At 72.0% G+C, this 21,318-nt stretch carries 21 protein-coding genes; 16 read left to right on the top strand and 5 right to left on the bottom strand.

The features are described from left to right. Positions 1–372 precede the first annotated feature (372 nt). Positions 373–906, top strand: coding sequence for a YbjN domain-containing protein (locus ACIA8D_RS39855; RefSeq protein WP_399240075.1), 534 nt, complete (start codon positions 373–375; stop codon positions 904–906). A gap of 67 nt (positions 907–973) precedes the next feature. Here the strand turns inward: ACIA8D_RS39855 and ACIA8D_RS39850 are convergent, their stop codons facing one another. Both ACIA8D_RS39850 and ACIA8D_RS39845 read right to left on the bottom strand, forming a co-directional pair. After that, positions 974–1,126 carry a hypothetical protein gene (locus ACIA8D_RS39850; protein WP_399240073.1) on the bottom strand — a complete coding sequence of 51 codons (153 nt, stop codon included), beginning with the start codon at positions 1,124–1,126 and terminating at the stop codon, positions 974–976. A gap of 157 nt (positions 1,127–1,283) precedes the next feature. Then, positions 1,284–2,477: a pyridoxal phosphate-dependent aminotransferase gene (locus tag ACIA8D_RS39845; RefSeq protein WP_399240071.1), complete on the bottom strand. Its 1,194-nt coding sequence runs from the start codon at positions 2,475–2,477 to the stop codon at positions 1,284–1,286. A 125-nt stretch (positions 2,478–2,602) separates the two neighbouring features. Here ACIA8D_RS39845 and ACIA8D_RS39840 point away from each other — a divergent pair, with 125 nt between their 5' ends. The 10 genes from ACIA8D_RS39840 to kynU all read left to right on the top strand — a co-directional run bounded on the left by ACIA8D_RS39840 (position 2,603) and on the right by kynU (position 12,522). After that, entirely contained in the window at positions 2,603–2,896 is a 294-nt protein-coding gene (locus tag ACIA8D_RS39840) for a hypothetical protein (protein WP_399240069.1), read from the top strand. A 334-nt stretch (positions 2,897–3,230) separates the two neighbouring features. Further along, the gene (locus ACIA8D_RS39835; RefSeq protein WP_399240066.1) at positions 3,231–3,755 is read left to right on the top strand and encodes a DUF2617 family protein; all 525 of its coding nucleotides are present in this window, start codon (positions 3,231–3,233) and stop codon (positions 3,753–3,755) included. Positions 3,756–3,870: 115 nt separating this feature from the next. Further along, the gene (locus tag ACIA8D_RS39830) at positions 3,871–5,394 is read left to right on the top strand and encodes a polyamine aminopropyltransferase (RefSeq protein WP_399240064.1); all 1,524 of its coding nucleotides are present in this window, start codon (positions 3,871–3,873) and stop codon (positions 5,392–5,394) included. Between the two features lie 345 nt (positions 5,395–5,739). Further along, positions 5,740–6,681, top strand: a complete 942-nt coding sequence (locus ACIA8D_RS39825) for an SRPBCC family protein (RefSeq protein WP_399240062.1) — start codon at positions 5,740–5,742, stop codon at positions 6,679–6,681. 290 nt (positions 6,682–6,971) lie between these two features. After that, positions 6,972–7,766, top strand: a complete 795-nt coding sequence (locus ACIA8D_RS39820; protein ID WP_399240060.1) for an aldose 1-epimerase — start codon at positions 6,972–6,974, stop codon at positions 7,764–7,766. 213 nt (positions 7,767–7,979) lie between these two features. Beyond that, positions 7,980–8,540, top strand: a complete 561-nt coding sequence (gene pyrE / locus ACIA8D_RS39815; protein ID WP_399240058.1) for an orotate phosphoribosyltransferase — start codon at positions 7,980–7,982, stop codon at positions 8,538–8,540. 184 nt (positions 8,541–8,724) lie between these two features. Then, positions 8,725–9,756: a class II fructose-bisphosphate aldolase gene (gene fbaA / locus ACIA8D_RS39810; RefSeq protein ID WP_385763291.1), complete on the top strand. Its 1,032-nt coding sequence runs from the start codon at positions 8,725–8,727 to the stop codon at positions 9,754–9,756. 146 nt (positions 9,757–9,902) lie between these two features. Next, on the top strand, positions 9,903–10,316 hold the full coding sequence (locus ACIA8D_RS39805; RefSeq protein ID WP_399240056.1) for a DUF3151 domain-containing protein: 414 nt from the start codon (positions 9,903–9,905) through the stop codon (positions 10,314–10,316). Positions 10,317–10,472: 156 nt separating this feature from the next. Beyond that, entirely contained in the window at positions 10,473–11,327 is an 855-nt protein-coding gene (locus ACIA8D_RS39800; protein ID WP_385763287.1) for a tryptophan 2,3-dioxygenase family protein, read from the top strand. Continuing rightward, positions 11,320–12,522, top strand: coding sequence for a kynureninase (kynU, locus tag ACIA8D_RS39795; RefSeq protein WP_399240054.1), 1,203 nt, complete (start codon positions 11,320–11,322; stop codon positions 12,520–12,522). Before ACIA8D_RS39800 ends, kynU begins: the two co-directional genes overlap by 8 nt. A gap of 275 nt (positions 12,523–12,797) precedes the next feature. Here kynU and ACIA8D_RS39790 read toward each other — a convergent pair whose 3' ends face one another. Next, positions 12,798–13,418 (bottom strand): TetR/AcrR family transcriptional regulator, encoded by a 621-nt coding sequence (locus ACIA8D_RS39790; RefSeq protein WP_399240052.1) that lies wholly within the window; start codon positions 13,416–13,418, stop codon positions 12,798–12,800. Positions 13,419–13,576: 158 nt separating this feature from the next. On the opposite strand from ACIA8D_RS39790, the gene ACIA8D_RS39785 reads away from it, so the two are divergent. From ACIA8D_RS39785 to ACIA8D_RS39770, 4 genes are all read left to right on the top strand, one after another. Beyond that, positions 13,577–14,461, top strand: a complete 885-nt coding sequence (locus ACIA8D_RS39785; protein WP_399240050.1) for an alpha/beta hydrolase — start codon at positions 13,577–13,579, stop codon at positions 14,459–14,461. Positions 14,462–14,557: 96 nt separating this feature from the next. Next, complete coding sequence (locus ACIA8D_RS39780) at positions 14,558–15,901, top strand: sensor histidine kinase (RefSeq protein ID WP_399240048.1); 1,344 nt, start codon at positions 14,558–14,560, stop codon at positions 15,899–15,901. 26 nt (positions 15,902–15,927) lie between these two features. Next, positions 15,928–16,563, top strand: coding sequence for a response regulator (locus tag ACIA8D_RS39775; protein WP_399240089.1), 636 nt, complete (start codon positions 15,928–15,930; stop codon positions 16,561–16,563). A gap of 19 nt (positions 16,564–16,582) precedes the next feature. Beyond that, positions 16,583–17,812, top strand: a complete 1,230-nt coding sequence (locus ACIA8D_RS39770) for a cytochrome P450 (protein WP_399240046.1) — start codon at positions 16,583–16,585, stop codon at positions 17,810–17,812. A 264-nt stretch (positions 17,813–18,076) separates the two neighbouring features. On the opposite strand, the gene ACIA8D_RS39765 is transcribed toward ACIA8D_RS39770, so the two are convergent. Both ACIA8D_RS39765 and ACIA8D_RS39760 read right to left on the bottom strand, forming a co-directional pair. After that, complete coding sequence (locus ACIA8D_RS39765) at positions 18,077–19,693, bottom strand: ABC transporter permease (RefSeq protein ID WP_399240044.1); 1,617 nt, start codon at positions 19,691–19,693, stop codon at positions 18,077–18,079. Then, positions 19,690–20,610 (bottom strand): ATP-binding cassette domain-containing protein, encoded by a 921-nt coding sequence (locus ACIA8D_RS39760; RefSeq protein WP_399240042.1) that lies wholly within the window; start codon positions 20,608–20,610, stop codon positions 19,690–19,692. The genes ACIA8D_RS39765 and ACIA8D_RS39760 overlap by 4 nt, the downstream gene beginning before the upstream one ends. Positions 20,611–20,702: 92 nt before the next feature. On the opposite strand from ACIA8D_RS39760, the gene ACIA8D_RS39755 reads away from it, so the two are divergent. Continuing rightward, complete coding sequence (locus ACIA8D_RS39755; RefSeq protein ID WP_399240040.1) at positions 20,703–21,206, top strand: GbsR/MarR family transcriptional regulator; 504 nt, start codon at positions 20,703–20,705, stop codon at positions 21,204–21,206. Positions 21,207–21,318 lie beyond the last annotated feature (112 nt).

Here is a 21,318-nt window from a genome sequence, read left to right as displayed (position 1 = left end):
ATCACCTACTTCGTGCGGGGGCAGCGGAAGGCACAGGAACTGTTCGGCCATCTGCCCGCGCATCTGCTGCCCGCGGACGAGCGTGGCGGCCGTGTTCCCGCTCTCGACCATGTCGTCGGGCAGCCGGAGGTGGGGGCGCGGGCGTTTCTCGCGGGGCTGAGGGAGGAGCGGGGGGCTGGCCGCGGAGCTGTGGCCCTTTCGCAGGGCGTCCGGGGACGGGTCCCGGCAGGCGTGGGGCGCGCAACCGGCGCACATTTCAGAATCGGCCCAAAGATGCAAGGCTGGCACCGCCAAGGCATCGCACCGGGCACCCTTGGCCGCAAGGGACGGTCCGTACGATGGGCCGAAACCACAGTGTCAGGAGCAGGAATCTTGTCTATCGACCCGTCCTCGATTCCCAACTTCGGGGGACAGCCCGACCCGCAGGAGGGCGCGGGACCGGCCGGTCCCGTCGTTCCCGACCAGGAACTGGTCAAGCAGCTCCTGGAGCAGATGGAGCTCAAGTACGTCACCGACGAGGAGGGTGACCTCGCGGCGCCGTGGGAGGAGTTCCGTACGTACTTCATGTTCCGCGGCGAGGGTGACCAGCAGGTCTTCTCGGTGCGGACGTTCTACGACCGGCCGCACGGCATCGAGCTCAAGCCGCAGCTGCTCGAGTCGATCGACGACTGGAACCGCCGCACCCTGTGGCCGAAGGTCTACAGCCACACCCACGACGACGGCACCGTCCGCCTCATCGGCGAGGCGCAGATGCTGATCGGCACCGGGGTCTCGCTGGAGCACTTCGTGTCGTCGACGGTCAGCTGGGTGCGTGCCGCGATCGAGTTCGACCGGTGGCTCGTGGAGCAGCTCGGCCTGGAGGCCGAGGTCGACTCCGCGGAGAAGCCGGAGGACGACTCCGAGTGAGTCGTTGAGCGGTGTGCGAAGCACGGCGTGAGAGCCCGGTCGAGCGACGACCGGGCTCTCGTCGTTCCTACGATCCCGAGCGGGCCGGCTTCGGGTCGATGCGGAACAGTTCGCCGTCGATCTGGCCGATGAGGCCGTGGCGTCCCTGGGTCATCAGCTCGGGGGCGATGCCGCCCCGTACCGGGCGCTCGGGCAGGTGCACCCTGCCGCGCCAGCGCACCGTGCCGTCGTCGAGGTCGAGGTCGAGGCCGACCAGGCGAGGGCGGTGCCGTCCTTGCGGACCACCAGCATGACGCCGTCGGCGAGCACGCCGCCGCGGGGGCCGTCGGCGCGGGCTGCCTGCAACGAGCGGCCTGGAACCGCCGCAGGGAGCTCCGCTACCGGGTGCGCACCTTGGCGAGCCGCGCCGCCGCCTCGCTCAGGACCTCGTCCTGCTTGCAGAACGCGAAGCGGACGAAGGGGGCGCCGGCGGTGCGGTCGTCGTAGAAGACGGCGTTGGGGACGGCGACGACGCCGCAGCGTTCGGGCAGGGCGCGGCAGAAGGCGAAGCCGTCGTCGAAGCCGAGGGGGCGGATGTCGGTGGTGATGAAGTAGGTGCCCTGGGGGCGGAAGACGGTGAAGCCGGCGTCCTCCAGGCCGGTGGCGAGCAGTTCGCGCTTGGCCGTCATCGTGGCGCGGAAGTCGGAGAAGTACGAGTCCGGGAGGGCGAGGGCCTCCGCGACCGCGTACTGGAAGGGGCCCGCGGAGACGTAGGTCAGGAACTGCTTCGCCGAGCGGACCGCCGTGACGAGCTCGGGGGTGGAGGTGATCCAGCCGACCTTCCAGCCGGTGAAGGAGAACGTCTTGCCGGCGGAGCCGATGGTGACGGTGCGCTCGCGCATGCCGGGGAGCGTGGCGAGCGGGATGTGTTCGGCGTCGCCGTAGGTGAGGTGTTCGTAGACCTCGTCGGTGACGACCAGGAGGTCGCGTTCGACGGCGAGTTCGGCGATGGCGGTCAGTTCGGCGCGACTGAGGACGGTGCCGGTGGGGTTGTGCGGGGTGTTGATGAGCAGGAGGCGGGTGCGCGGGGTGATCGCGGCGCGCAGTTCGTCGAGGTCGAGGCGGAAGCGGTCGCCGTCGGGGCGCAGGGTGACGGGGACGCGGGTGCCGCCGGCGAGGGCGATGCTCGCCGCGTACGAGTCGTAGTACGGCTCGAAGGCGATCACCTCGTCGCCGGGTTCGACGAGGGCGAGGAGGGAGGCGGCGATGGCCTCGGTGGCGCCCGCGGTGACCAGGACCTCGCGGTCGGGGTCGAACTCCATGCCGTAGCGGCGCCGCTGGTGGGCGGCGATCGCGGTGCGCAGCTCGGGGATGCCGGGGCCGGGCGGGTACTGGTTGCCGTGCCCTTCGCGCAGCGCCCGTACGGCGGCCTCGCGCACCTGCTCGGGGCCGTCGGTGTCGGGGAAGCCCTGGCCGAGGTTGATGGCGCCGGTCCGCACGGCGAGCGCGGACATCTCGGCGAAGATCGTGGTCCCGAACTCGGCGAGGCGGCGGTTGAGCAGGGGGCGTGCGCTGGAGGTCATGGCGGCCATCCTGCGCCGAACCTCTGGACTTCCTCAACTCCTGCTTGGCGTGGAGCGGGCAGGGGCATTTCCCTGTCACGCCCGCACGGGGCGGCCCCTCGGGGGACACGGGGGAAGAGAAAGGAGGGCCGGTGATGAGCGTGTTCGTCATCGTGGTCTTCGTGGCGCTGGTTGTCGCCATCGTGCTCGGAACGGCCAGGGCGGGCGGCAGCGGCCGTTCACCACGTACCTCACTGAAGAAGAACCGGTCCGGCCGCGGCAGCTGGTGGGCCGGTGGCGGCGCCGCGAGCGGCGGCGGTTCCTACGGGTGCTCCTCGTCCGGTGACTCCGGCGGCGGGCATCACGGCCACTCGTGCGGCGGCGGCTCCTCCTGTGGCGGCGGTTCGTCGTGCGGTGGTGGCGGTGGCTGCGGGGGCGGCGGAAGCTGACACACCGTGAACGGGCGTGCGGCCCGCGCGGAGGCGACTGACACGGGGCAGTCGGTCCGCGTGGGCCGCACGCTTGTCCGGTTGTGCCCTCGCAGGTTGTGCGCCGGGCGCGAAAGATGCTCGTGGAAGTTGAACAGTTGAGCTGTGCTGCCCTCGGGGGGATGGAAACCCTCCGAAGTTGGGTAAAAACGCTGTGGTGGCGTCGCCCCCCATGATTCCCTTTAACCGTCAACGCAGCCCTCGTACTACGTAGTTATCGCGTTCTCGTGGGCACGAGCCGGTCCCTTTCATCCAGCCGGCCCCACCTCCCTTTGCGTGCTAGCGGAGCCGACCCATGCTCACGACCCTGAACACCGCCTACACCGATACGAGCGCGGCCGATCTGGCCTGGGCCCTCGGCCGGGAACCCCTGCCCGCGCTCGCCACGCTCGACCTCGACATCGACGATGCCAGGTTGCAGCTGAGGCTGCTCGGCGCCTCTCACCAGGTGCTGCTCGAGGAGGAGCGCGGCACCTGTTCCGAGACCGTGGCGTGCATCCCCGGCAGCAGCACGCCGCTCCCGCTGGGCGTCGCGAAGCGCCTCGGCGACTGGGAGTACGAATTCGCGGCCCGCGTCGAGCATTTGACAGCGGGTCAATTCGCGGGACGGGCGCAGGAGTTGCTCGCGCTCGTCGCCGACCACCCGAACGGGCTCGCCGGCGTCTTCCCAGGCAGCCCGCACGCCTTCACCGCGATGCTCGCCCAGCGGCACGAGGGGCAGGTGCACTGGCGCACCTGGCACGCGTACCCGCAGGACGGCCAGTTGGTCGCCACCCGTACGCGGGTGGGCGCGCGGATGCCGGTGGCCGCCGCGCTGTAGCGGCCGTGAGCCCGGCTCGCGGCCGCGGGCGCCGGGTCGCAGGTATGCCTGCGGTGCGTCGGTTCCACACGTGTGGGTGACTGGACGGAGTCATGTGGTGACGTAGCGTTCCAGGGTGATCGAACCGCACCCGCCCATGACGACCTCAGGCCACAGGCCCTTGGGTGGTCAGGGCCGGGCCCCGCTCCCGGTGAAGCCGGGCACCGGCCGCTTCCTCGTCCTCGTCGGGGTCTTCGTCTGCGCGGCGTGCGGTCTGGTCTACGAGCTCGAACTGGTGGCGCTGGCCTCGTACTTGATGGGCGACTCGGTCACCCAGGCCTCCGTCGTGCTCTCCGTCATGGTCTTCGCGATGGGCCTCGGTTCGCTTGCCGCCAAGCGGCTGCGGCTGCGCGCCGCGGTCGGCTTCGGGATGATCGAGGCGCTGCTCGCGCTCGTCGGCGGGTGCAGCGCCATGGCGCTGTACGCGGTGTTCGCGTGGACCGGGGACTGGGGCGGGGCCTGGGCGGACGGGCCGCGCTGGCTGCTCGTCGCGTTCTCGCTGGCCATCGGGGTGCTGATCGGGGCGGAGGTACCGCTCCTGATGGTGCTGATCCAGCGGATCCGGCGGCAGGACGCGGGCGGGGCGGTGGCCGACCTGTTCGCGGCGGACTATGTGGGGGCGCTGGTGGGCGGCCTGGCGTTCCCCTTCCTTCTGCTGCCCCTCCTCGGGCAGTTGACGGGGGCGCTGCTCACGGGGGCGGTCAACGCGGTGGCGGGGGCGGTGCTCGTCCTCGGGCTGTTCCGGCGGGACCTGAGCCGGCGGGCCCGGTGGCTGCTGATCGTCGCCAACGTCACGGTGCTCGGTGTGCTCGCCACGTCCTGGGTGCTCGTCGACGACTTCGAGCGGGCGGCGCGGCACGCGCTGTTCGGGTCGGATGTGCGGGTCGCCGTGCAGACCGGGGTGCAGGAGGTCGTGCTCACGGGCGGTGGGCGGCGCCCCGCGTCGCTCTTCCTCGACGGGCGGCTGCGGGTCGACGGGCGTGAACGCGGGCACCCCTACCGGCAGTTCGTCGGCCCCGCGCTGCACGGCGGGCCGCGCGCGCGGGTCCTGATCCTGGGCGGGGGCGACGGGCTTGCCGCGCGCGAAGCGCTGCGGGCGCGGGGGGTGCGGCGCGTCGACGTCGTCGACCCCGATCCGGAGGTGGTGCGTCTCGCCCGGACCGATCCGGGGCTGAGCGAGCTGAACGGGCGGGCGCTCGGGGATCCGCGGGTGCGGGTGGTGACGGGGGACGTGTTCGCGTGGCTGCGGAGCGCTCCGCGGGCGTTGCCGTACGACGTGGTGGTGTGCGATCTGCCCGACCCCGGCAACACGGCGAGCACGAAGCTGTACTCGCAGGAGTTCTACGGGTTGGTGGGGCGGGTTCTCGCGGACCGGGGGCGAGTGGCGGTGCGGGTGGACGGCGGCGCGGCGCCGCTGGGGACGGCTGCCGCGACGGTGCGCTCCGCGGGGTTGCGGGCGGTGGCGTATCGCGGCGACGGGGGTGTGGGGTTCGTGCTGGCGGGCTGGGTCCGGCCGGGGCCTCCGGCGGGTGAGCGGATGGTGCGGACGGGCTCCGGATCCGAGCCGTCGACGTTGGTACATCCGCGGTTCCGCGATTAGCGGGGGCGGGCGGGGTTGTTGCGGGGGGCGTTGGGCCGGGGGTGGGGCCGGCGGTCGGGGTTGTGCGGCGACAGGGGTGTGGGGGCTGTGCCGGGGCGGCGCCCGAGGTGCCGTTTCGCTGGGCCGTGCCTTTCGGCTGCGCCGGGCCTGGCTCGTCTCCCACCCACCCGCCCCCTCCGGGGGCTTCGGCTCCCCGGGGTGGGTGGCGGCGGTGCCATGTCCACCCGGGGACCCGGGTACCCGCCGCCCCCACCCTGGCACAGGGCCCTCGTCGTGCGTGGGAAAGTCGAAAGGCGGACGGCGAAGGGGGTACACGTGAGCGATGGGGTCGCTAGGCTCGGCGGCATGGAGCATGAGGTGTTCGTTCCGGTTCCGGCGGAGTCCCTGCGGGCGGTGCTCTGCGATTCCCAACGCGTCGACCGGGCCCTGCCCGGGTACCAGCGCGACGCCGCCGGTGGCGGAGGCCGGCTGAAGGTACGTATCGGCGGGCACACCATCACGTACCGCGGCAGCGTCACCGTGGCGCAGTCGGCGGACGGGTCGTTCGCCGTGACGGGTGACGGCAGTGAGGCCCGCGGCGCGGGAGGCGTGAAGTTCGCCCTGACAGCCCGGGTCGCCGCGGTGGCCGGCGGCTCCGCGGTCACCTTCTCCGGCACGGGATCCGGCGACGGCCGGGTCGCGGAGCTGCCCCGCGAGGCCGTGGCAGCGGCCGCCCATCGCCTGCTGAACCGTTTCGCGGAGAACCTGGGCGCGACCGGCCAGGAGCCGGGCTCGGACCCCGACGAGGGCGATGAGGGCAGCGTGGAAGGCGTGGAAGGCGTCGATGGTGCGGACGGCGTGGGCTCTGTCGGCGGGGAGGAGCCGCGCCCCGTCACCGGGCCCGTCGACGACACCGTCGAGGGATCCGGCAGCAGCCCGGTCGGCGGCCCGGCCCATGGCGACCCCGCCGACTCCGGCGTCCGCGAAGAGGAACACGACCACTCCTCCGTCTTCGACACCGAGATTCCGCCGCCGTCCCTCGACCCCAACCCCGATGCCGACTCCGCCGCGGGGCCGGGCCACGAGTCCGAGCTCCCGGCGGAGCCGGTCGCCGCGCACGCCCGGCGCACGATGATCGGCCGCAGCGCGGAGGAGGTCGACCACGCGCCGCCGCGCGGCCGGTACGCGCCGGTGCCCGCCCCCGAGGGCGTCACGACCAGCGCCACCCTGCGCTGGGCCGCCCCCGCGGCCGCCGTCGCGCTCGCCTCGGCGATCGTCGTCGGCCGGGCCCTGCGCAGGCGCCGGTAGCCGTCCGCCGCCCAGGACCTGGACCCTTCCGACGGATCCTGCCGGAGTCGCGCCCGCTCGCCCGCACCGGACCGCTGCGGCCCCCGTATCCAGCCCGATCCGTCGGAAGGGCCTTAGGGCTTGTCGTTTGGATCAGGCCGGGCTCGCGGGGCCTGGCACGCACGCTCGCGGCGTTGTCGTCGGTCGACGACGCTCCGCGTCGCCTCCCTCCTCCGCCTTGCGATCGCACGCACCAGGCCCCGCTCCCTGATCCGGCCTGATCCAAACGACAAGCCCTAGGCTCAGGAGCCGTGACGACACAGGAAACGACGCTGACCGCGGGCGACGCGGAAGTGACCGTGGCGCCGGGCAACGGCTGCCGTATCAGCAGTCTGAAGATCTCCGGCACCGAGCTGCTGCGGCAGGGCGAGAAGTACGGCTGCTTCCCGATGGTGCCGTGGTGCGGGCGTATCAAGGACGGGCAGTTCCGCAACGGCGGCCACGTCCACCAGATGCCGCTGAACTCCCCGCCCCACGCCATCCACGGCTTCGGCCGGAACTCCGAGTGGACCACCGCCCGCGAGACCCGCACCGAGGCCGCCTTCACGTACGACCTCGGCGACCCCTGGCCGTACAGCGGACGCGTCACGCAGCTCGTCTCGCTCACCGAGGACTCGCTGACCCTGTCGCTGGGCATCGAGACGTACGGCGACTCGTTCCCGGCGCAGGCCGGCTGGCACCCCTGGTTCAACCGGACGATCACCGACGGCGGCAGCAGCGTGCAGATCGCCTTCGACCCGGCCTGGCAGGAGGAGCGCGGCGCGGACCACCTGCCGACCGGCAAGCGCATCGAGGCCATCCCCGGCCCCTGGGACGACTGCTTCGGGATGCCCGACGGCGTCGACGTCACGCTGAACTGGCCGGGCGCCCTCCAGGTCGAGGTGAAGAGCCCCGAGCAGTGGGTCGTCGTCTACGACGAGCAGGACGCCGCCGTCTGCGTCGAACCGCAGACCGGCCCGCCCAACGGCCTGAACACGGCGCCGCGCCTGGTCACCCCGGTCGAGCCGCTGGAGGCCAGCACCACCTGGACCTGGCGCCACCTGTAAAACGCGTCCCCACCGGCCCCCCTTAAGAGCCTGTGAACAAACTCCCGTCTGCGCTGCGGCGTCCGGCACGCACGCTCGCTGCGTTGCCGAACCGCCCGAGTAGCTCCGCCACTAGGACGCTCCGGCGCCTTGCGATCGCACGCACCGGACGCCGCAGCGCCCGCCCTTCGGGCGGACGACGGGGGTTTGTTCACAGGCTCTAAGCTCGTAGGCATGACGACGAACGACGTGCGCGACGCGCTGCTGACGCAGATCAAGAACAAGGCCGTGGTGCACGGCAAGGTGACGCTCTCCTCCGGCATCGAGGCCGACTACTACGTCGACCTGCGCCGCGTCACGCTCGACGGCGAGGCCGCCCCGCTGGTCGGCCAGGTCCTCCTTGACCTGGTCGGTGAGCACGGCCTGGAGTTCGACGCGGTCGGCGGCCTCACCATGGGCGCCGACCCGGTCGCGGGCGCGATGCTGCACGCGTCGGCCGCCCGCGGCGAGCGCCTCGACGCGTTCGTCGTCCGCAAGGCCGCCAAGGCGCACGGCATGCAGAAGCGCGTCGAGGGCCCGGAGATCAAGGGCCGCCGGGTGGTCGTCGTCGAGGACACGTCCACGACCGGCGGGTCCCCGCTGGAGGCCGTGCAGGCGGTGCGCGAGGCCGGCGCCGAGGTCGTCGCCGTCGTGACCATCGTGGACCGGGCCACCGGAGCCGCCGAGAAGATCACCGAGGGCGCCGGGGTTCCGTACCTCTTCGCGTTCTCGAAGGACGAGCTCGGCCTGGACTGAGGCCTGGACCGAGGCCCGGACCGAGGCCCCAGACCGAGGCCCCGGACCACCGGGGCCTTCGCCGGGCTGGAGCATTCGCACAAGTCTGGAAAGATGGGGTCGACGATGATGTCACCCCCTTGGTGAGGGTCACCCAGCACAGCAACCCGAACCCGCAATCACGCGCTTTACGAGGAGACGGCAGATGGCCATCGCAACCCCGGACCAGTACAACGAGATGCTCGACCGGGCCAAGGCGGGGAAGTTCGCCTACCCGGCCATCAACGTCTCGTCGACGCAGACCCTGAACGCCGCGCTTCAGGGCTTCGCCGAGGCCGAGTCCGACGGCATCATCCAGATCTCCACCGGTGGCGCCGAGTACCTCTCGGGCCAGGGCGTCAAGGACATGGTCGTGGGCGCCGAGGCGCTGGCCGAGTTCGCGCACGTCGCCGCCGCCCGCTACGGCAACAAGATCGCGCTGCACACCGACCACTGCCCCAAGGGCAAGCTGGACGGCTACGTGCGCCCGCTGCTCGCGATCTCGCAGAAGCGCGTCGAGGCCGGCGGCCTGCCGCTGTTCCAGTCCCACATGTGGGACGGCTCGGCCGAGACGCTCTCCGACAACCTGGAGATCGCGCAGGAGCTGCTCGCCAAGGCCAAGGCCGCGAACATCATCCTCGAGATCGAGATCACGCCGACCGGTGGCGAGGAGGACGGCGTCTCGCACGAGATCAACGACAACCTCTACACCACGGTCGACGACGCGCTGCGCACCGCCGAGGCCCTGGGCCTGGGTGAGAAGGGCCGCTACCTGCTGGCCGCGTCCTTCGGCAACGTGCACGGCGTCTACAAGCCGGGCAACGTCGTGCTCCGCCCCGACCTGCTCAAGGAGCTGAACGAGGGCGTCGCCGCGAAGTACGGCCAGCCGGCCGGCTCGAAGCCGTTCGACTTCGTCTTCCACGGCGGCTCCGGCTCCACGGTCGAGGAGATCACGACCGCGCTGGAGAACGGCGTCGTGAAGATGAACCTCGACACCGACACCCAGTACGCCTTCACGCGGCCCATCGCCGGCCACATGTTCGAGAACTACGACGGCGTACTGAAGGTCGACGGCGAGGTCGGCAACAAGAAGACGTACGACCCGCGCGTGTGGGGCAAGAAGGCCGAGGCGAGCATGACCGCCCGCATCGTCCAGGCCTGCGAGAACCTGCGCTCGACGGGTACGCGCATCAAGTAACTCGGATAACTCGGACGGGTACGCGCAAGCAAGGCGCTTCTCGTGCACGGGCCCGGTTCCCTTCGGGGGGCCGGGCCCGTGGCGTGTCGTCGTCCGGCACCGGGGCACTCGACGGGTCACCGGCCGGGCGCGGCACACTTGACCCCATGAACCTTCACGAGAACCTCCTCGGCGGTCCGCCCCCGACCGAGCTCCCGGACGACCCGGAGCCGCGCGAACTGCTCGCGTCCGGCACGGCCCCTGCGGACGTCGCCGCGAAGTACCCGACCTCCTCGCTCGCCTGGGCGCAGCTCGCCGACGACGCGTTCGAGCGCGGCAGCGTCGTCGAGTCGTACGCCTACGCCCGCACCGGCTACCACCGCGGCCTCGACTCGCTGCGCCGCGCCGGCTGGAAGGGCCACGGCCCGGTGCCGTGGGAGCACGAACCCAACCGCGGCTTCCTGCGCGCCCTGCACGCCCTCGCGCGGGCCGCGGGCGCCATCGGTGAGCAGGCGGAGCACGAGCGCTGCACGCAGTTCCTGAAGGACTCATCGGAGGCGGCGGCGCAGACGCTGACCTGAGGTTTCCCACCCTCGCCAAGGCCCGCCCGGTCCATTGTGACCAGGCGGGCCTTGCCGTTTGCGGGGACGATTGCGGAGGATGCAGTCGGGGACCGGGGCCCCGTGTCGGTAACGGCAGGGCGGACCGCTACCCGGAGTACAAAACAGGAGACAGCGATGTCCCACGACGCGGATCACGAGGCAGGGCGCGACACGGAGGCGCCCGCCACCCCGCATCTCGACTTCGCGGGCACCACGCCCTACGAGGACTACGTCCAGGCCGACGTCCTCACCCACCTCCAGCACCTCCGCTCGGACGACCCCGGCGAGATGGTCTTCCTGGTCACCACCCAGGTGATGGAGCTGTGGTTCACGGTCATCGTGCACGAGTGGGAGACGGCGGCCCGCGCCCTCGGCACGGACGACGTGCCGACGGCGGTGGCCGCGCTGAAACGGTCCGTCAGGGAATTGGACGCGCTCAACGCCTCGTGGCGGCCGCTCGGCCAGCTCACCCCGGGCCAGTTCAACTCGTACCGGTCCGCGCTCGGCGAGGGCAGCGGCTTCCAGTCGGCGATGTACCGGCGCATGGAGTTCCTGCTCGGCGACAAGTCGGCGTCGATGCTGGTGCCGCACCGCGGAGCGCCGCGGGTGCACGCCGAGCTGGAGAAGGCGCTCCACGAGCCGAGCCTGTACGACGAGGTGCTGCGGCTGCTGGCCCGGCGCGGGCATCCGGTGCCGCGCGCCGTGCTCGACCGTGACGTGTCGCAGAAGTACGTGCCGTCGCCGGAGGTCGAGGCGGTGTGGACGCGCCTGTACGCGGGTGACGAGAACGATGAACTCGCGCGTCTGGGCGAGGCGTTGACGGATGTCGCCGAGCTGGTGTGGCGCTGGCGCAACGACCATCTGGTGGCGACGCGGCGCGCGATGGGCGCGAAGGCGGGTACGGGTGGCTCCGCCGGTGTGGCGTGGCTGGAGAAGCGGGCGCAGAAGAACGTGTTCCCCGAGCTGTGGACGGCGAGGTCCCATGTCTGATCTGTACGAGCGGGCGCGCGAGCTGGATGCGAAGGATGAACTCGCCGGTGTGCGGGGTGACTTCGTGCTCGGCGACGACGTCGTGTACCTCGACGGGAACTCGCTGGGCGCGCTGCCCGCGAACGTGCCCGGGCGGGTCGACGACGTCGTGCGCCGGCAGTGGGGCGAGCTGCGGATCCGGTCCTGGACGGAGTCGGGGTGGTGGACGGCGCCCGAGCGGATCGGGGACCTGATCGCCCCGCTCGTGGGTGCGGGCGAGGGCCAGGTCGTGGTCGGCGACTCGACAAGTGTCAACGTTTTCAAGGCACTTGTGGGTGCGGTCCGGCTGGTGGGCGGTCCTGAGGCGGGGCGTGACGAGATACTCGTCGACGCGGCGACGTTCCCGACGGACGGGTACATCGCCGCCTCCGCGGCGCGGATGACCGACTGTTCGGTGCGTGCCGTGGAGCCGGGCGAGGTGCCGGGTGCGTTGTCTTCGCGTACGGCGGCGGTGCTGTTGAACCACGTCGACTACCGCAGTGGCCGGCTGCACGATCTGCCGGCGCTCACGGCAGCGATCCGGGCGGCGGGGGCGGTCTCCGTGTGGGACCTGTGCCACAGCGCGGGTGCGCTGCCGGTCGGACTCGACGAACACGGGGTCGACCTGGCGGTCGGCTGCACGTACAAGTTCCTGAACGGTGGGCCGGGTTCGCCCGCGTACCTGTACGTCCGGAGGGAACACCAGGCGGCGTTCGACTCGCCGCTGCCGGGGTGGAACTCGCACGCCGAGCCGTTCGGGATGCGGTCCGAGTACGAGGCCGCGGACGGGGTCGTACGGGGGCGGGTCGGGACGCCGGACATCCTGTCGATGCTGGCGCTCGAGGCGGCGCTGGACGTGTGGTCGCGCCCCGACGTCTCGGTCGACGCGGTGCGGGCCAAGTCCCTTGCCCTGACGGACTTCTTCCTGGAGTGCGTCGAGGCGTACGTTGCCGGGGGCCGGGTCGAGACCGTGACCCCGGTCGAGCGCGGGGAGAGAGGGAGCCAGGTGGCGCTCCGTTGCGCGGACGCGGGGGAGGTCATGGCGCGGTTGATCGCGGCGGGGGTCGTCGGCGACTTCCGTGCGCCGGACGTCCTCCGCTTCGGGTTCACGCCGTTGTACCTGTCCTTCGCGGATGTGGAGCGGGCGGGGTCGGTGCTGGCGCGCGAACTGTCTTAGCGTCACCCGTTTCGGCGGATGGGGCGGGGGCCTTGGCGGGTGAGGTGGTGGCGGGGGCTTCGGCCTCCGTGGGTGCTGCGGCACGCACGGCTGCGCCGGGGCGAAGTCCCTGTGCGCTGTCACGGGGTTGGCGCCGGTAACGATGTGTGCGCGGCACCGGTCTCGTCGCGGCGTCGGCCGTAGCGGGTGGGAGATGGGCGGGGAAACGGTCCGATCGGCGTTCGGCGCAATCGGCCGCTCAGGCACCGCCCCGCCAACCATCACCACCACACCCCTCACCCCACATAAACCCCCGCCACCCCCGCCGCCACGACCCCCGCCACCGCGCGGTTCGCGTCTGCGTTCGTGGGGGCGGTGCCCGAGGTGAGGAAGCGGTAGTAGAGCGGAGCGGACACCGCTCGGATGACCTCCGACGGGGTCGTGCCGGTCGGCAACTCCCCCCGGGCGACCGCCTGTTCCACACACGGCGCCCACTCCGCCGCCCGGACCTCGTAGAAGTGGGCCAGGGCCGAGGCCGTGCGCGGGTCGCACGTCGCCGCGGCGATCACCGCGCGGAAGAGGGGGCCCTGGCGGGGGTCGGCGAGGGTATCGCGGACGAGGTGGGCGTTGGCCGACAGGTCGCCGTGGAGCGTGCCCGTTTCGGTGCGGGGGAGGGATTCCTGGGCCATCTGGTCGAGGAGGTCGGCGACGAGACCCGTGGGTGAGCCCCACCGCCGGTACACGGTCGTCTTGCCGACGTCCGCGCGCCGCGCGATGTCGCCGAGGTCGAGCCGGTCGAAGCCGTGCTCGGCGAGGACGTCGCCCGCCGCTTCGAGCACCGCCGCGCGGACACGGGCCGTGCGCCCGCCGGGACGGAGTGTGCCGGGTTCGTGCGCGTCGGTCGGGTTACCGGTCATGACCGCCAGGGTAACGGTACGAAGGAACCGTTTGTGCGGTCACTGTACGTGTTGACGCACGTCACGGGCCTGGTAGCGTCCGCATACCGCGCCGCACCGGCCACCCGCCGGTTCGTTCGCATTTGGTCAAGTTCCGCACGATGTCGAGAGGTTGGAGCATGCCAGACCCCGACAAGCCCGGCGCCGCCCGCGAGGAGGCGGAGGAGGCGTCGGCCTTCTCGCATCCCGTCGTGCCGCCGGACGTCAGCGCCGCGTACGGCGATCACCCGGACCAGGTCGTCGACTTCTACGCCCCGAGGGACGGTTCGCCCGCGGCCCCGCTGGTCGTGGTCCTGCACGGCGGAGCCTGGCGGGGGCCGTACGACCGGCAGTACCTGACCCCGTTCTGCGACTTCCTCGCGCGGCGCGGCTTCGCCGTCGCCAACGTCGAGTACCGGCGGGGGAGCGCGATGCCGCACCAGGGTGCCGACGGCCCCATGGCGGGGCGCTGGCCCGAGACCTTCGACGACGTGGCGGCCGCGCTCGACGCGATGCCCGCGCTCGCCGCCGAGCACCTGCCGTCGGCGGACCCGCGCCGCACCGTCGTCACCGGGCACTCGGCGGGCGGTCAGCTCGCGCTGTGGGCGGGGGCCCGGCACGTGCTGCCGGAGGGCGCGCCATGGCGCACCCCGGACTCGGCGGCGCTGCGCGGCGTCGTCGCCATCGCCCCGCTCGTGGGCTTCGTGCTCGCCGAGGAGCTGGGTGTCTGCGGCGGCGCGTGCGTCCAACTGCTCGGCGGTATGCGGGAGTTGTTCGACGAGCGTCGACCGTACGCGGACCCCGTGGAGCTGCTGCCGAGCGGTGTCGCGACGACCGTGGTGCAGGGCCGTGCGGACACGACCGTGCCGTTCGAGCTGGCCGAGGCGTACGCGGACGCGGCGGCGAAGGCGGGCGAGGTCGTGGGCGTCACGTTCCTGGAGGAGGTCGGCCACTTCCCGGTGATCGACCCGTCCGCGGACGCCTGCGCGGTGGTCGCGGAGGAGATCGCGCAACTGGCCTGGTGACCCCGTCGTCGGGGCCCGTAGTCCTTGCGACGGACCCCGCCGAACCCTCCTTCGTACGGACGCGGGGCGGTGTCCCCGCGACCTACCGTGAATGCCATGACGGACACGACCATCGTCCAGGGCCCGCGTGAGCACAGCCCTGAGATAAATCTCGCCAAGGCGGCGTTGCGGGGGCTGCGCGAGGACCTGTTCCAGGGGGTGCTCGCGTACCGGCCGCTGCCGCGGGCCGGCACGGACGGGCCGTGGGCCAGACAGTTCCCCGACCGCTTCCGCCGGCACCTGGGGCTGCTGCCGCACGCCGTCGTCCTCGGCCTGGCCGGGCTCACTCTGATCACGGGCATGGCGAGCTACGGCGCCATCGGCGACAGCTTCTTCGCCCTCGTCGCCGGGCTGATGGCAGCGGTCCCGGTGGCGCTCACCCTGCTCCGCCCGGTCCTCGCCTTCTGGCTCTCGCTGGGGGCCGCCCCGCTCCTGGTCTGGGCCACGGGCGACGGCCTCTACCCGTGGTCGGGCGGCAGCCTCCTGGGCCACACGATCGTGATGATGGTGGTCGCGGCGCGCACCCGGCCGCGTACGGCGGCCTGGATGTGGGCCCTGTCCACGCTGTACTCGCTGCTCTCCGCGGCGGTCTTCGGCGGCCTGGACGGCGGCATCGCCGTCCCCATGGCGGTGCTCTCCGGCATCGGCGTCGGCATCGTCGCGCTCGTCCAGGTCAACCGCAACGCGCGACGCGAGGTCGTCCAGGAGCGCACGGTCACGGCCGTCGAGCGGGACCGGCGCACGCTCCTGGAGGAGCGCTCGAACATCGCACGCGAACTGCACGATGTGGTGGCGCACCACATGTCGGTCGTTGCCATCCAGGCGGAGGCCGCGCCCTACCGCGTCGAGAACCCGCCGCCCGAGCTGGAGCAGGCGTTCGTCACGATCCGGGAGAACGCGGTGGCGGCGCTCACCGAGCTGCGCCGGGTCCTCGGCGTCGTACGGGTGGAGTCCTCCGAGCACACGGCGGCGCCCGACGCCCCGCAGCCCACGCTCGCCGACCTCGACAAGCTCCTGGAGAACGTGCGGGAGGCGGGCCTGCCCGTGACGCGGACGGTGACGGGCGCGGCCCGTGAACTCCCGCAGGGCGTCGAGCTGTCGGCGTACCGGATCGTGCAGGAGGCGCTGAGCAACGCGCTGCGGCACGCCCCTGGTTCGGCGGCCGCCGTCGAGGTGTCGTACGTCCTCGGGGGCCTCGGCCTGCGGATCGTCAACGGTCCGTCGACCGGGCTGGTCAAGCCGAGTCCCGGTGCGGGCCACGGTCTCACCGGGATGCGTGAGCGGGTGTCGATGCTGGACGGCGAGATGACGGCGGAGGGGACGGACGACGGCGGCTACGAGGTGGCGGTCTTCATCCCCGTCGCCCGCGCCGCGGCCACCGGGACGGAGGGCGAGGCGTGATCCGGGTCCTGGTCGCCGACGACCAGATGATGGTCCGCGAGGGCTTCTCGGTGCTGCTGAACGCGATGCCGGACTTCGAGGTCGTCGGCGAGGCGGTCAACGGCGTGGAGGCCATCGCGAAGGTCCGCGAACTGCGCCCGGACGTCGTCCTGATGGACATCCGGATGCCGGAGCTGAACGGCATCGAGGCGACCCGCGAGATCGTCGCGGCGGACGCGGGCACGAAGGTCCTCGTGCTGACCACCTTCGACCTGGACGAGTACGTGTACCAGGCGCTGCGGGCCGGGGCCTCCGGCTTCCTCCTCAAGGACGCCTCGGCGCGCGAACTCGCGGACGGTGTACGGGTGGTGGCGAGCGGCGAGGCGCTCCTCGCGCCGACCGTGACCCGCCGCCTGATCACCGAGTTCGCCAAGCTGGCCGAGAACTCGCCGGTTCCGGTGGGGCGGCAGCCGGGGGCGTACGGGGAGCTGACCGAGCGCGAGACAGAGGTGCTGGTGCTGATCGCACAGGGGCTGTCGAACGTCGAGATCGCCGAGCGGCTCGTCGTCGCCGAGTCGACCGTGAAGACACATGTGAGCCGGGTGCTGGTGAAGCTGGGGCTGCGCGACCGGACGCAGGCGGCGGTGTTCGCGTACGAGGCACGTCTGGTCACGCCGGGGTGAGCGGGGCTAGCGTCCGGACATGGACGCGCTCGTGGAATCGTTCGACCCCTGGTCCCCGGACTTCGTCGCCGACCCGTACCCGGCCTACGCGGCACTGCGCGAGGCCGGCCGGGTGCACTGGTTCGAGCCGTCGAACCAGTACCTGATCCCGCACCACGCCGACGTGTCGGCGCTGCTGCGCGACCGCCGACTGGGCCGCAGCTACCAGCACCGGTACGCCCACGAGGACTTCGGCCGCACGGCGCCGCCGCCCGAGCACGAGCCGTTCCACACCCTCAACGACCACGGGATGCTCGACCTGGAGCCCCCGGACCACACGCGCATCCGCCGCCTGGTGTCGAAGGCGTTCACGCCGGGCACGGTGCGCCAACTCCAGCCGTACGTACAGAAGTTGGCGGGCGAGCTGGTTTCCGGCCTGGTGGCCGACGGTGGCGGCGACCTGCTCACGGCGGTCGCCGAACCGCTGCCCGTGGCCGTCATCGCGGAGATGCTCGGCATCCCGGAGTCGGACCGGGCGCCGCTGCGGCCGTGGTCGGCGGCGATCTGCGGCATGTACGAGCTGAACCCGTCGAGGGAGACGGCGCGGGCGGCGGTCACCGCGTCCCTCGAATTCACCGACTATCTGCGGGAGTTGATCGCCGAGCGGCGTGCCCGACCCGCCGACGACCTGATCTCGGGGCTGATCGCCGCCCACGACGACGAGGGCGGCACGGGGCCCGTCCGCCTCACCGAGCAGGAGATGGTCTCCACCTGTGTCCTGCTCCTCAACGCGGGGCACGAGGCCACGGTCAACGCGACGGTGAACGGCTGGTGGGCCCTGTTCCGCCACCCCGAGCAGCTGGCGGCCCTGCGCGCGGACCACTCGCTGGTCCCCACAGCGATCGAGGAGCTGATGCGCCACGACACCCCGCTCCAGCTCTTCGAACGCTGGGTGCTCGACGAGATCGAGGTGGCGGGCACCACGATCCCCGCGGGCTCGGAGGTGGCCCTCCTCTTCGGCTCGGCCAACCACGACCCGGCGGTCTTCGCCGCCCCGGAGCGGCTGGACCTGACCCGCGCCGACAATCCGCACATCTCCTTCTCGGCGGGCATCCACTACTGCATCGGCGCCCCGCTCGCCCGCATCGAACTCGCCGCGTCCATGCGGGCGTTGCTGACGCGGGCCCCGACGCTGCGGCTCGCGGCCGAACCGGACCGCAAGCCGAACTTCGTCATCCGGGGCCTGACCGGCCTGCGCGTCGAGCTGTGAGGAGGCGGGTCAGCAGCACCCCGGCCAGCGCTCCGGCGAGCGTGCCGCCGGCCAGGCACAGCGGCAGTTCCACGACGAAGGCCCGCCAGTGCGGCCCCTGCTCGAACCGGTGGATCCGGCCGTCGGCGAGGACGGTCCCCAGACGGCGAACCCGGCGCCGAGACCGGCGAGGGTGCTGAGGCAGCCGACGGCGGCCTGAGTGCGTTGTCCCATGTCGGAGGGACGCGCTCGGGCCGCCGCCGGGTTCCGCCGCGACGGGACTGCTCAGTTGGACATGTCCCGCCTGCGCAGCCCGATCAGGCCGACGGCGACGAACACGGCCGCGAGCGCCACCTCCGCAAGGACCGGACCCCACGTCAGCTCCCCGCCCGGCAGCTTCGGCAGATGACCGAAGGGCGAGACGTCCATGACGGCCTGCGGCAGCTTGAGCGCCGGGCCGATCCAGCCGATGAGGAGCGCCGCCCCCGCCGCCGCCCATGCGGCGGCGGCCGCCCGCGGCAGCAGCCCGTACAGCAGCACGGCCACCCCGCCGAGCGTCCAGATCGCGGCGAGCTGGACCAGGCAGGCGCCGACGACGGGCCCGAACTCCTTGCCGTAGCCGAGCGCGAGGCCGACCCCGCCGAGCAGCATGATCAGCGCGGCGCCCGCGAAGGCGATCACCAGGTGGCCGCCGGCCCAGCCGATCCGGCCCACCGCGTTCGCGAGGATCGGCTCCGCCCGCTGCGAGGTCTCCTCGCCGCTGAGTCGGAGCACCGCCTGCACGATGTAGAGCGCGGCGACCATCCCGAGCATGCCGACCATCGTGGCGAGGAAGGCGTCGGTGATGCCGGAGTGGCCGCCCATCCGCTCGATGATCTCCATGGTGTTCTCGCTGTCGCCGACCAGGTCGGCCGCCCCCTCGGTCATCCCGCCGAAGACGACACCGGCCGCGAGGAAGCCGACCGACCAGCCGATCACGCTGCCCCGCTGGAGCCGCCAGGCCAGCGAACCGGCCGTGCCGAGCCGCCCGTTCGCGGGTCCTGGCCGGGTCGGCAGGAAGCTCATGCCGATGTCGCGCCGCCCCGCAAGCTCGTAGCCGATCGCGCCCTGGATCAGTACGGCGGCGAGGAAGAGCCCGAGCACCCACCACCGTTCGCCGGCGAAGGCGCGGGTGTTCTCGACCCAGCCGATCGGCGAGATCCAGGTCAGCGGCGACGAGCCGTCGTTCGTGCCGGAGTCGCCCGCCGCGCGCAGCACGAAGGCCGCACCGAGCACCGCGGAGGTGACTCCGCGGGCGAGCCGCGCGCTCTCCGTGAACTGGGCGACGATCGCGGTCATCGTCGCGAACACCATCCCGCAGCCGCCGATCGCGAGCCCGAGGGCAAGCGCCCCCGCGCCGCCCTGGGAGGCGAGGCCGCCCGCGACGAGCAGCGCGAGCACACCGTTGGCCACGAGGGCCGCGAGCAGCGCGGCGGTCAGCGGCGCGCGCCGCCCCACCATCGCCGAGGAGACCAGCTCCTGCCGCCCGCTCTCTTCCTCGTCACGGGTGTGCCGCACGACAATCAGCAGGCTCATGATCGCGGCGAAGACCGCGGCGAAGGTGCCCGCGCGCCAGGCCGTGAGCGCGCCGAGCGAGTCCCCGAAGACGGGCCCGTACATGGCGCGAATCGAGCTGTTGGTGTTCATGGAGGCCGCGATGTCGGCCCGGTCGGCGGCCGTGGGCCACACGCTCTTCAGCGTGTTCGGCATCGACACGACCATCACGGCGGTGATGGCGACCCATACGGGCATCATCACGCGGTCGCGCCGCAGCGCGAGCCTGAGCAGTGTCCCGGTGCCCGCGAGGTGCCGCGCGCCACCGGACCTGGAGGCGTAGCGATTGTCGCTCACGAGGGTCGTCATCGCGACACCGCCGTCTCGGGCGCCCGGACGTCCTCCTGGTAGTGCCGCATGAACAGCTCTTCCAGGGTGGGCGGGGTGCTGGTCAGCGAGCGCACACCGGACTCGGCGAGCGAGCGGAGCACGGCGTCGAGCTTGTCGGTGTCGACCTGAAGCTTGACGCGCTTGCCCTGGACGTCGAGGTCGTGCACGCCGGGCAGCGCGCCCAACCCGTCGGGCGCGCCCGCGAGTTCGGCGGTGACGCTGGTGCGGGTCAGATGCCGCAGCTCGGCCAGCGAACCGCTCTCCACGGTCACGCCCTTGCGGATGATGCTGACCCGGTCGCAGAGCTCCTCGACCTCGCTGAGGATGTGCGAGGACAGCAGCACCGTCCGCCCGTGCTCGCGCGCGGCCTCCTCGACGTAGGACTGGAAGACGTCCTCCATCAGCGGGTCGAGGCCGGAGGTGGGCTCGTCGAGGATGAGCACGTCGATGTCGACGGCGGCGAACGCGGCGACGAGGGCGACCTTCTGACGGTTGCCCTTGGAGTATGTGCGGCCCTTCTTGGTCGGGTCGAGTTCGAAGCGCTCGATGAGCTCGGCCTTGCGCTTCTTGTCGAGGCCGCCGCGCAGCCGCCCGTACAGGTCGATGACCTCGCCACCGCTGAGGTTGCGCCACAGCGTCACGTCACCGGGGACGTACGCGACCTTGCGGTGCAGCTCCACGGCGTCGGCCCAGGGGTCGCGGCCGAGCAGCTGGACGGCGCCGGAATCCGCGCGCAACAGGCCGAGCAGGACGCGGATGGTGGTGGACTTCCCCGCTCCGTTCGGGCCCAGGAAGCCGTGCACCTCTCCGGCCTCGACATCCAGGTCGAGTCCGTCGAGCGCGTGGGTCCTGCCGAACGACTTGTGCAGTCCGGAGACCGTGATTGCCTTCGTCATGATTCTGAAGCTACGCGTGCTTCACAAATTTGTGAAGTTAAGGAAACGTATAAACTGGCGTCGCAGACCGGGCAAGGGGAGAGGATCGGGACATGGGTACGCAGGGCATGGGCGAGACGCGGGCACGAGCGGCCGAGGAGGCCCGCTCCCGGTTCGTCGAGCGTTTCGCCGCCCAGCTCGTCGAGGCCGGCATGACCCGGATGCCCGCCCGGATCTTCGCGGCCCTCCTCGCCTCCGACTCCGGCGCTCTCACCTCCGCCGAACTGGGCAAGCAGCTCCAGGTCAGTCCGGCCGCGGTGTCCGGGGCGGTGCGCTATCTGACCCAGCAGCACATGGTCGCGCGCGAGCGCGAGCCCGGGACGCGGCGCGACCTCTTCCGGGTGCACGAGAACCAGTGGTACGAGGCGCTGACCAACCGCGACAGCATCCTCAAACGCTGGGAGGACGCGCTGCGCGAGGGCGTCACGAGCCTGGGACCCGGAACCCCCGCGGGCCGCCGCATCGCGGAGACCCTGGCCTTCTTCGAGTTCGTCCAGACGGAACTGAGCGAGATGATGGACCGCTGGCGCGAACACCGAAAGACGCTGGACCTCTAGGGCCCTGTCTTCAATCTTCCGGGCGACGACGGGAGATTGAAGACAGGCCCTAGGTCGTGTCCGCAAAGTCATGGCAGCCAGAGTCGTAGGCAGGCGATGGTGACCATGGCTT

This window comes from Streptomyces sp. NPDC051684 (assembly GCF_044453445.1).
Taxonomy (GTDB): Bacteria; Actinomycetota; Actinomycetes; order Streptomycetales; family Streptomycetaceae; genus Streptomyces.
Note: the sequence above shows the minus strand (reverse complement) of the source record. Positions and strands in the feature narration are given on the sequence as shown.

Excerpts from the sequence above, each read along its gene's own strand:
- ACIA8D_RS39755 (WP_399240040.1), top strand. The coding sequence starts at position 20,703 with ATGGGTACGCAGGGCATGGGCGAGACGCGGGCACGAGCGGCCGAGGAG.
- ACIA8D_RS39770 (WP_399240046.1), top strand. The coding sequence starts at position 16,583 with ATGGACGCGCTCGTGGAATCGTTCGACCCCTGGTCCCCGGACTTCGTC.
- ACIA8D_RS39790 (WP_399240052.1), bottom strand. The coding sequence starts at position 13,418 with ATGACCGGTAACCCGACCGACGCGCACGAACCCGGCACACTCCGTCCC.
- ACIA8D_RS39765 (WP_399240044.1), bottom strand. The coding sequence starts at position 19,693 with ATGACGACCCTCGTGAGCGACAATCGCTACGCCTCCAGGTCCGGTGGC.
- ACIA8D_RS39835 (WP_399240066.1), top strand. The coding sequence starts at position 3,231 with ATGCTCACGACCCTGAACACCGCCTACACCGATACGAGCGCGGCCGAT.
- fbaA (WP_385763291.1), top strand. The coding sequence starts at position 8,725 with ATGGCCATCGCAACCCCGGACCAGTACAACGAGATGCTCGACCGGGCC.
- ACIA8D_RS39775 (WP_399240089.1), top strand. The coding sequence starts at position 15,928 with ATGATGGTCCGCGAGGGCTTCTCGGTGCTGCTGAACGCGATGCCGGAC.
- ACIA8D_RS39800 (WP_385763287.1), top strand. The coding sequence starts at position 10,473 with ATGTCCCACGACGCGGATCACGAGGCAGGGCGCGACACGGAGGCGCCC.
- ACIA8D_RS39805 (WP_399240056.1), top strand. The coding sequence starts at position 9,903 with ATGAACCTTCACGAGAACCTCCTCGGCGGTCCGCCCCCGACCGAGCTC.
- pyrE (WP_399240058.1), top strand. The coding sequence starts at position 7,980 with ATGACGACGAACGACGTGCGCGACGCGCTGCTGACGCAGATCAAGAAC.
- kynU (WP_399240054.1), top strand. The coding sequence starts at position 11,320 with ATGTCTGATCTGTACGAGCGGGCGCGCGAGCTGGATGCGAAGGATGAA.
- ACIA8D_RS39845 (WP_399240071.1), bottom strand. The coding sequence starts at position 2,477 with ATGGCCGCCATGACCTCCAGCGCACGCCCCCTGCTCAACCGCCGCCTC.
- ACIA8D_RS39760 (WP_399240042.1), bottom strand. The coding sequence starts at position 20,610 with ATGACGAAGGCAATCACGGTCTCCGGACTGCACAAGTCGTTCGGCAGG.
- ACIA8D_RS39780 (WP_399240048.1), top strand. The coding sequence starts at position 14,558 with ATGACGGACACGACCATCGTCCAGGGCCCGCGTGAGCACAGCCCTGAG.
- ACIA8D_RS39785 (WP_399240050.1), top strand. The coding sequence starts at position 13,577 with ATGCCAGACCCCGACAAGCCCGGCGCCGCCCGCGAGGAGGCGGAGGAG.
- ACIA8D_RS39825 (WP_399240062.1), top strand. The coding sequence starts at position 5,740 with ATGGAGCATGAGGTGTTCGTTCCGGTTCCGGCGGAGTCCCTGCGGGCG.
- ACIA8D_RS39840 (WP_399240069.1), top strand. The coding sequence starts at position 2,603 with ATGAGCGTGTTCGTCATCGTGGTCTTCGTGGCGCTGGTTGTCGCCATC.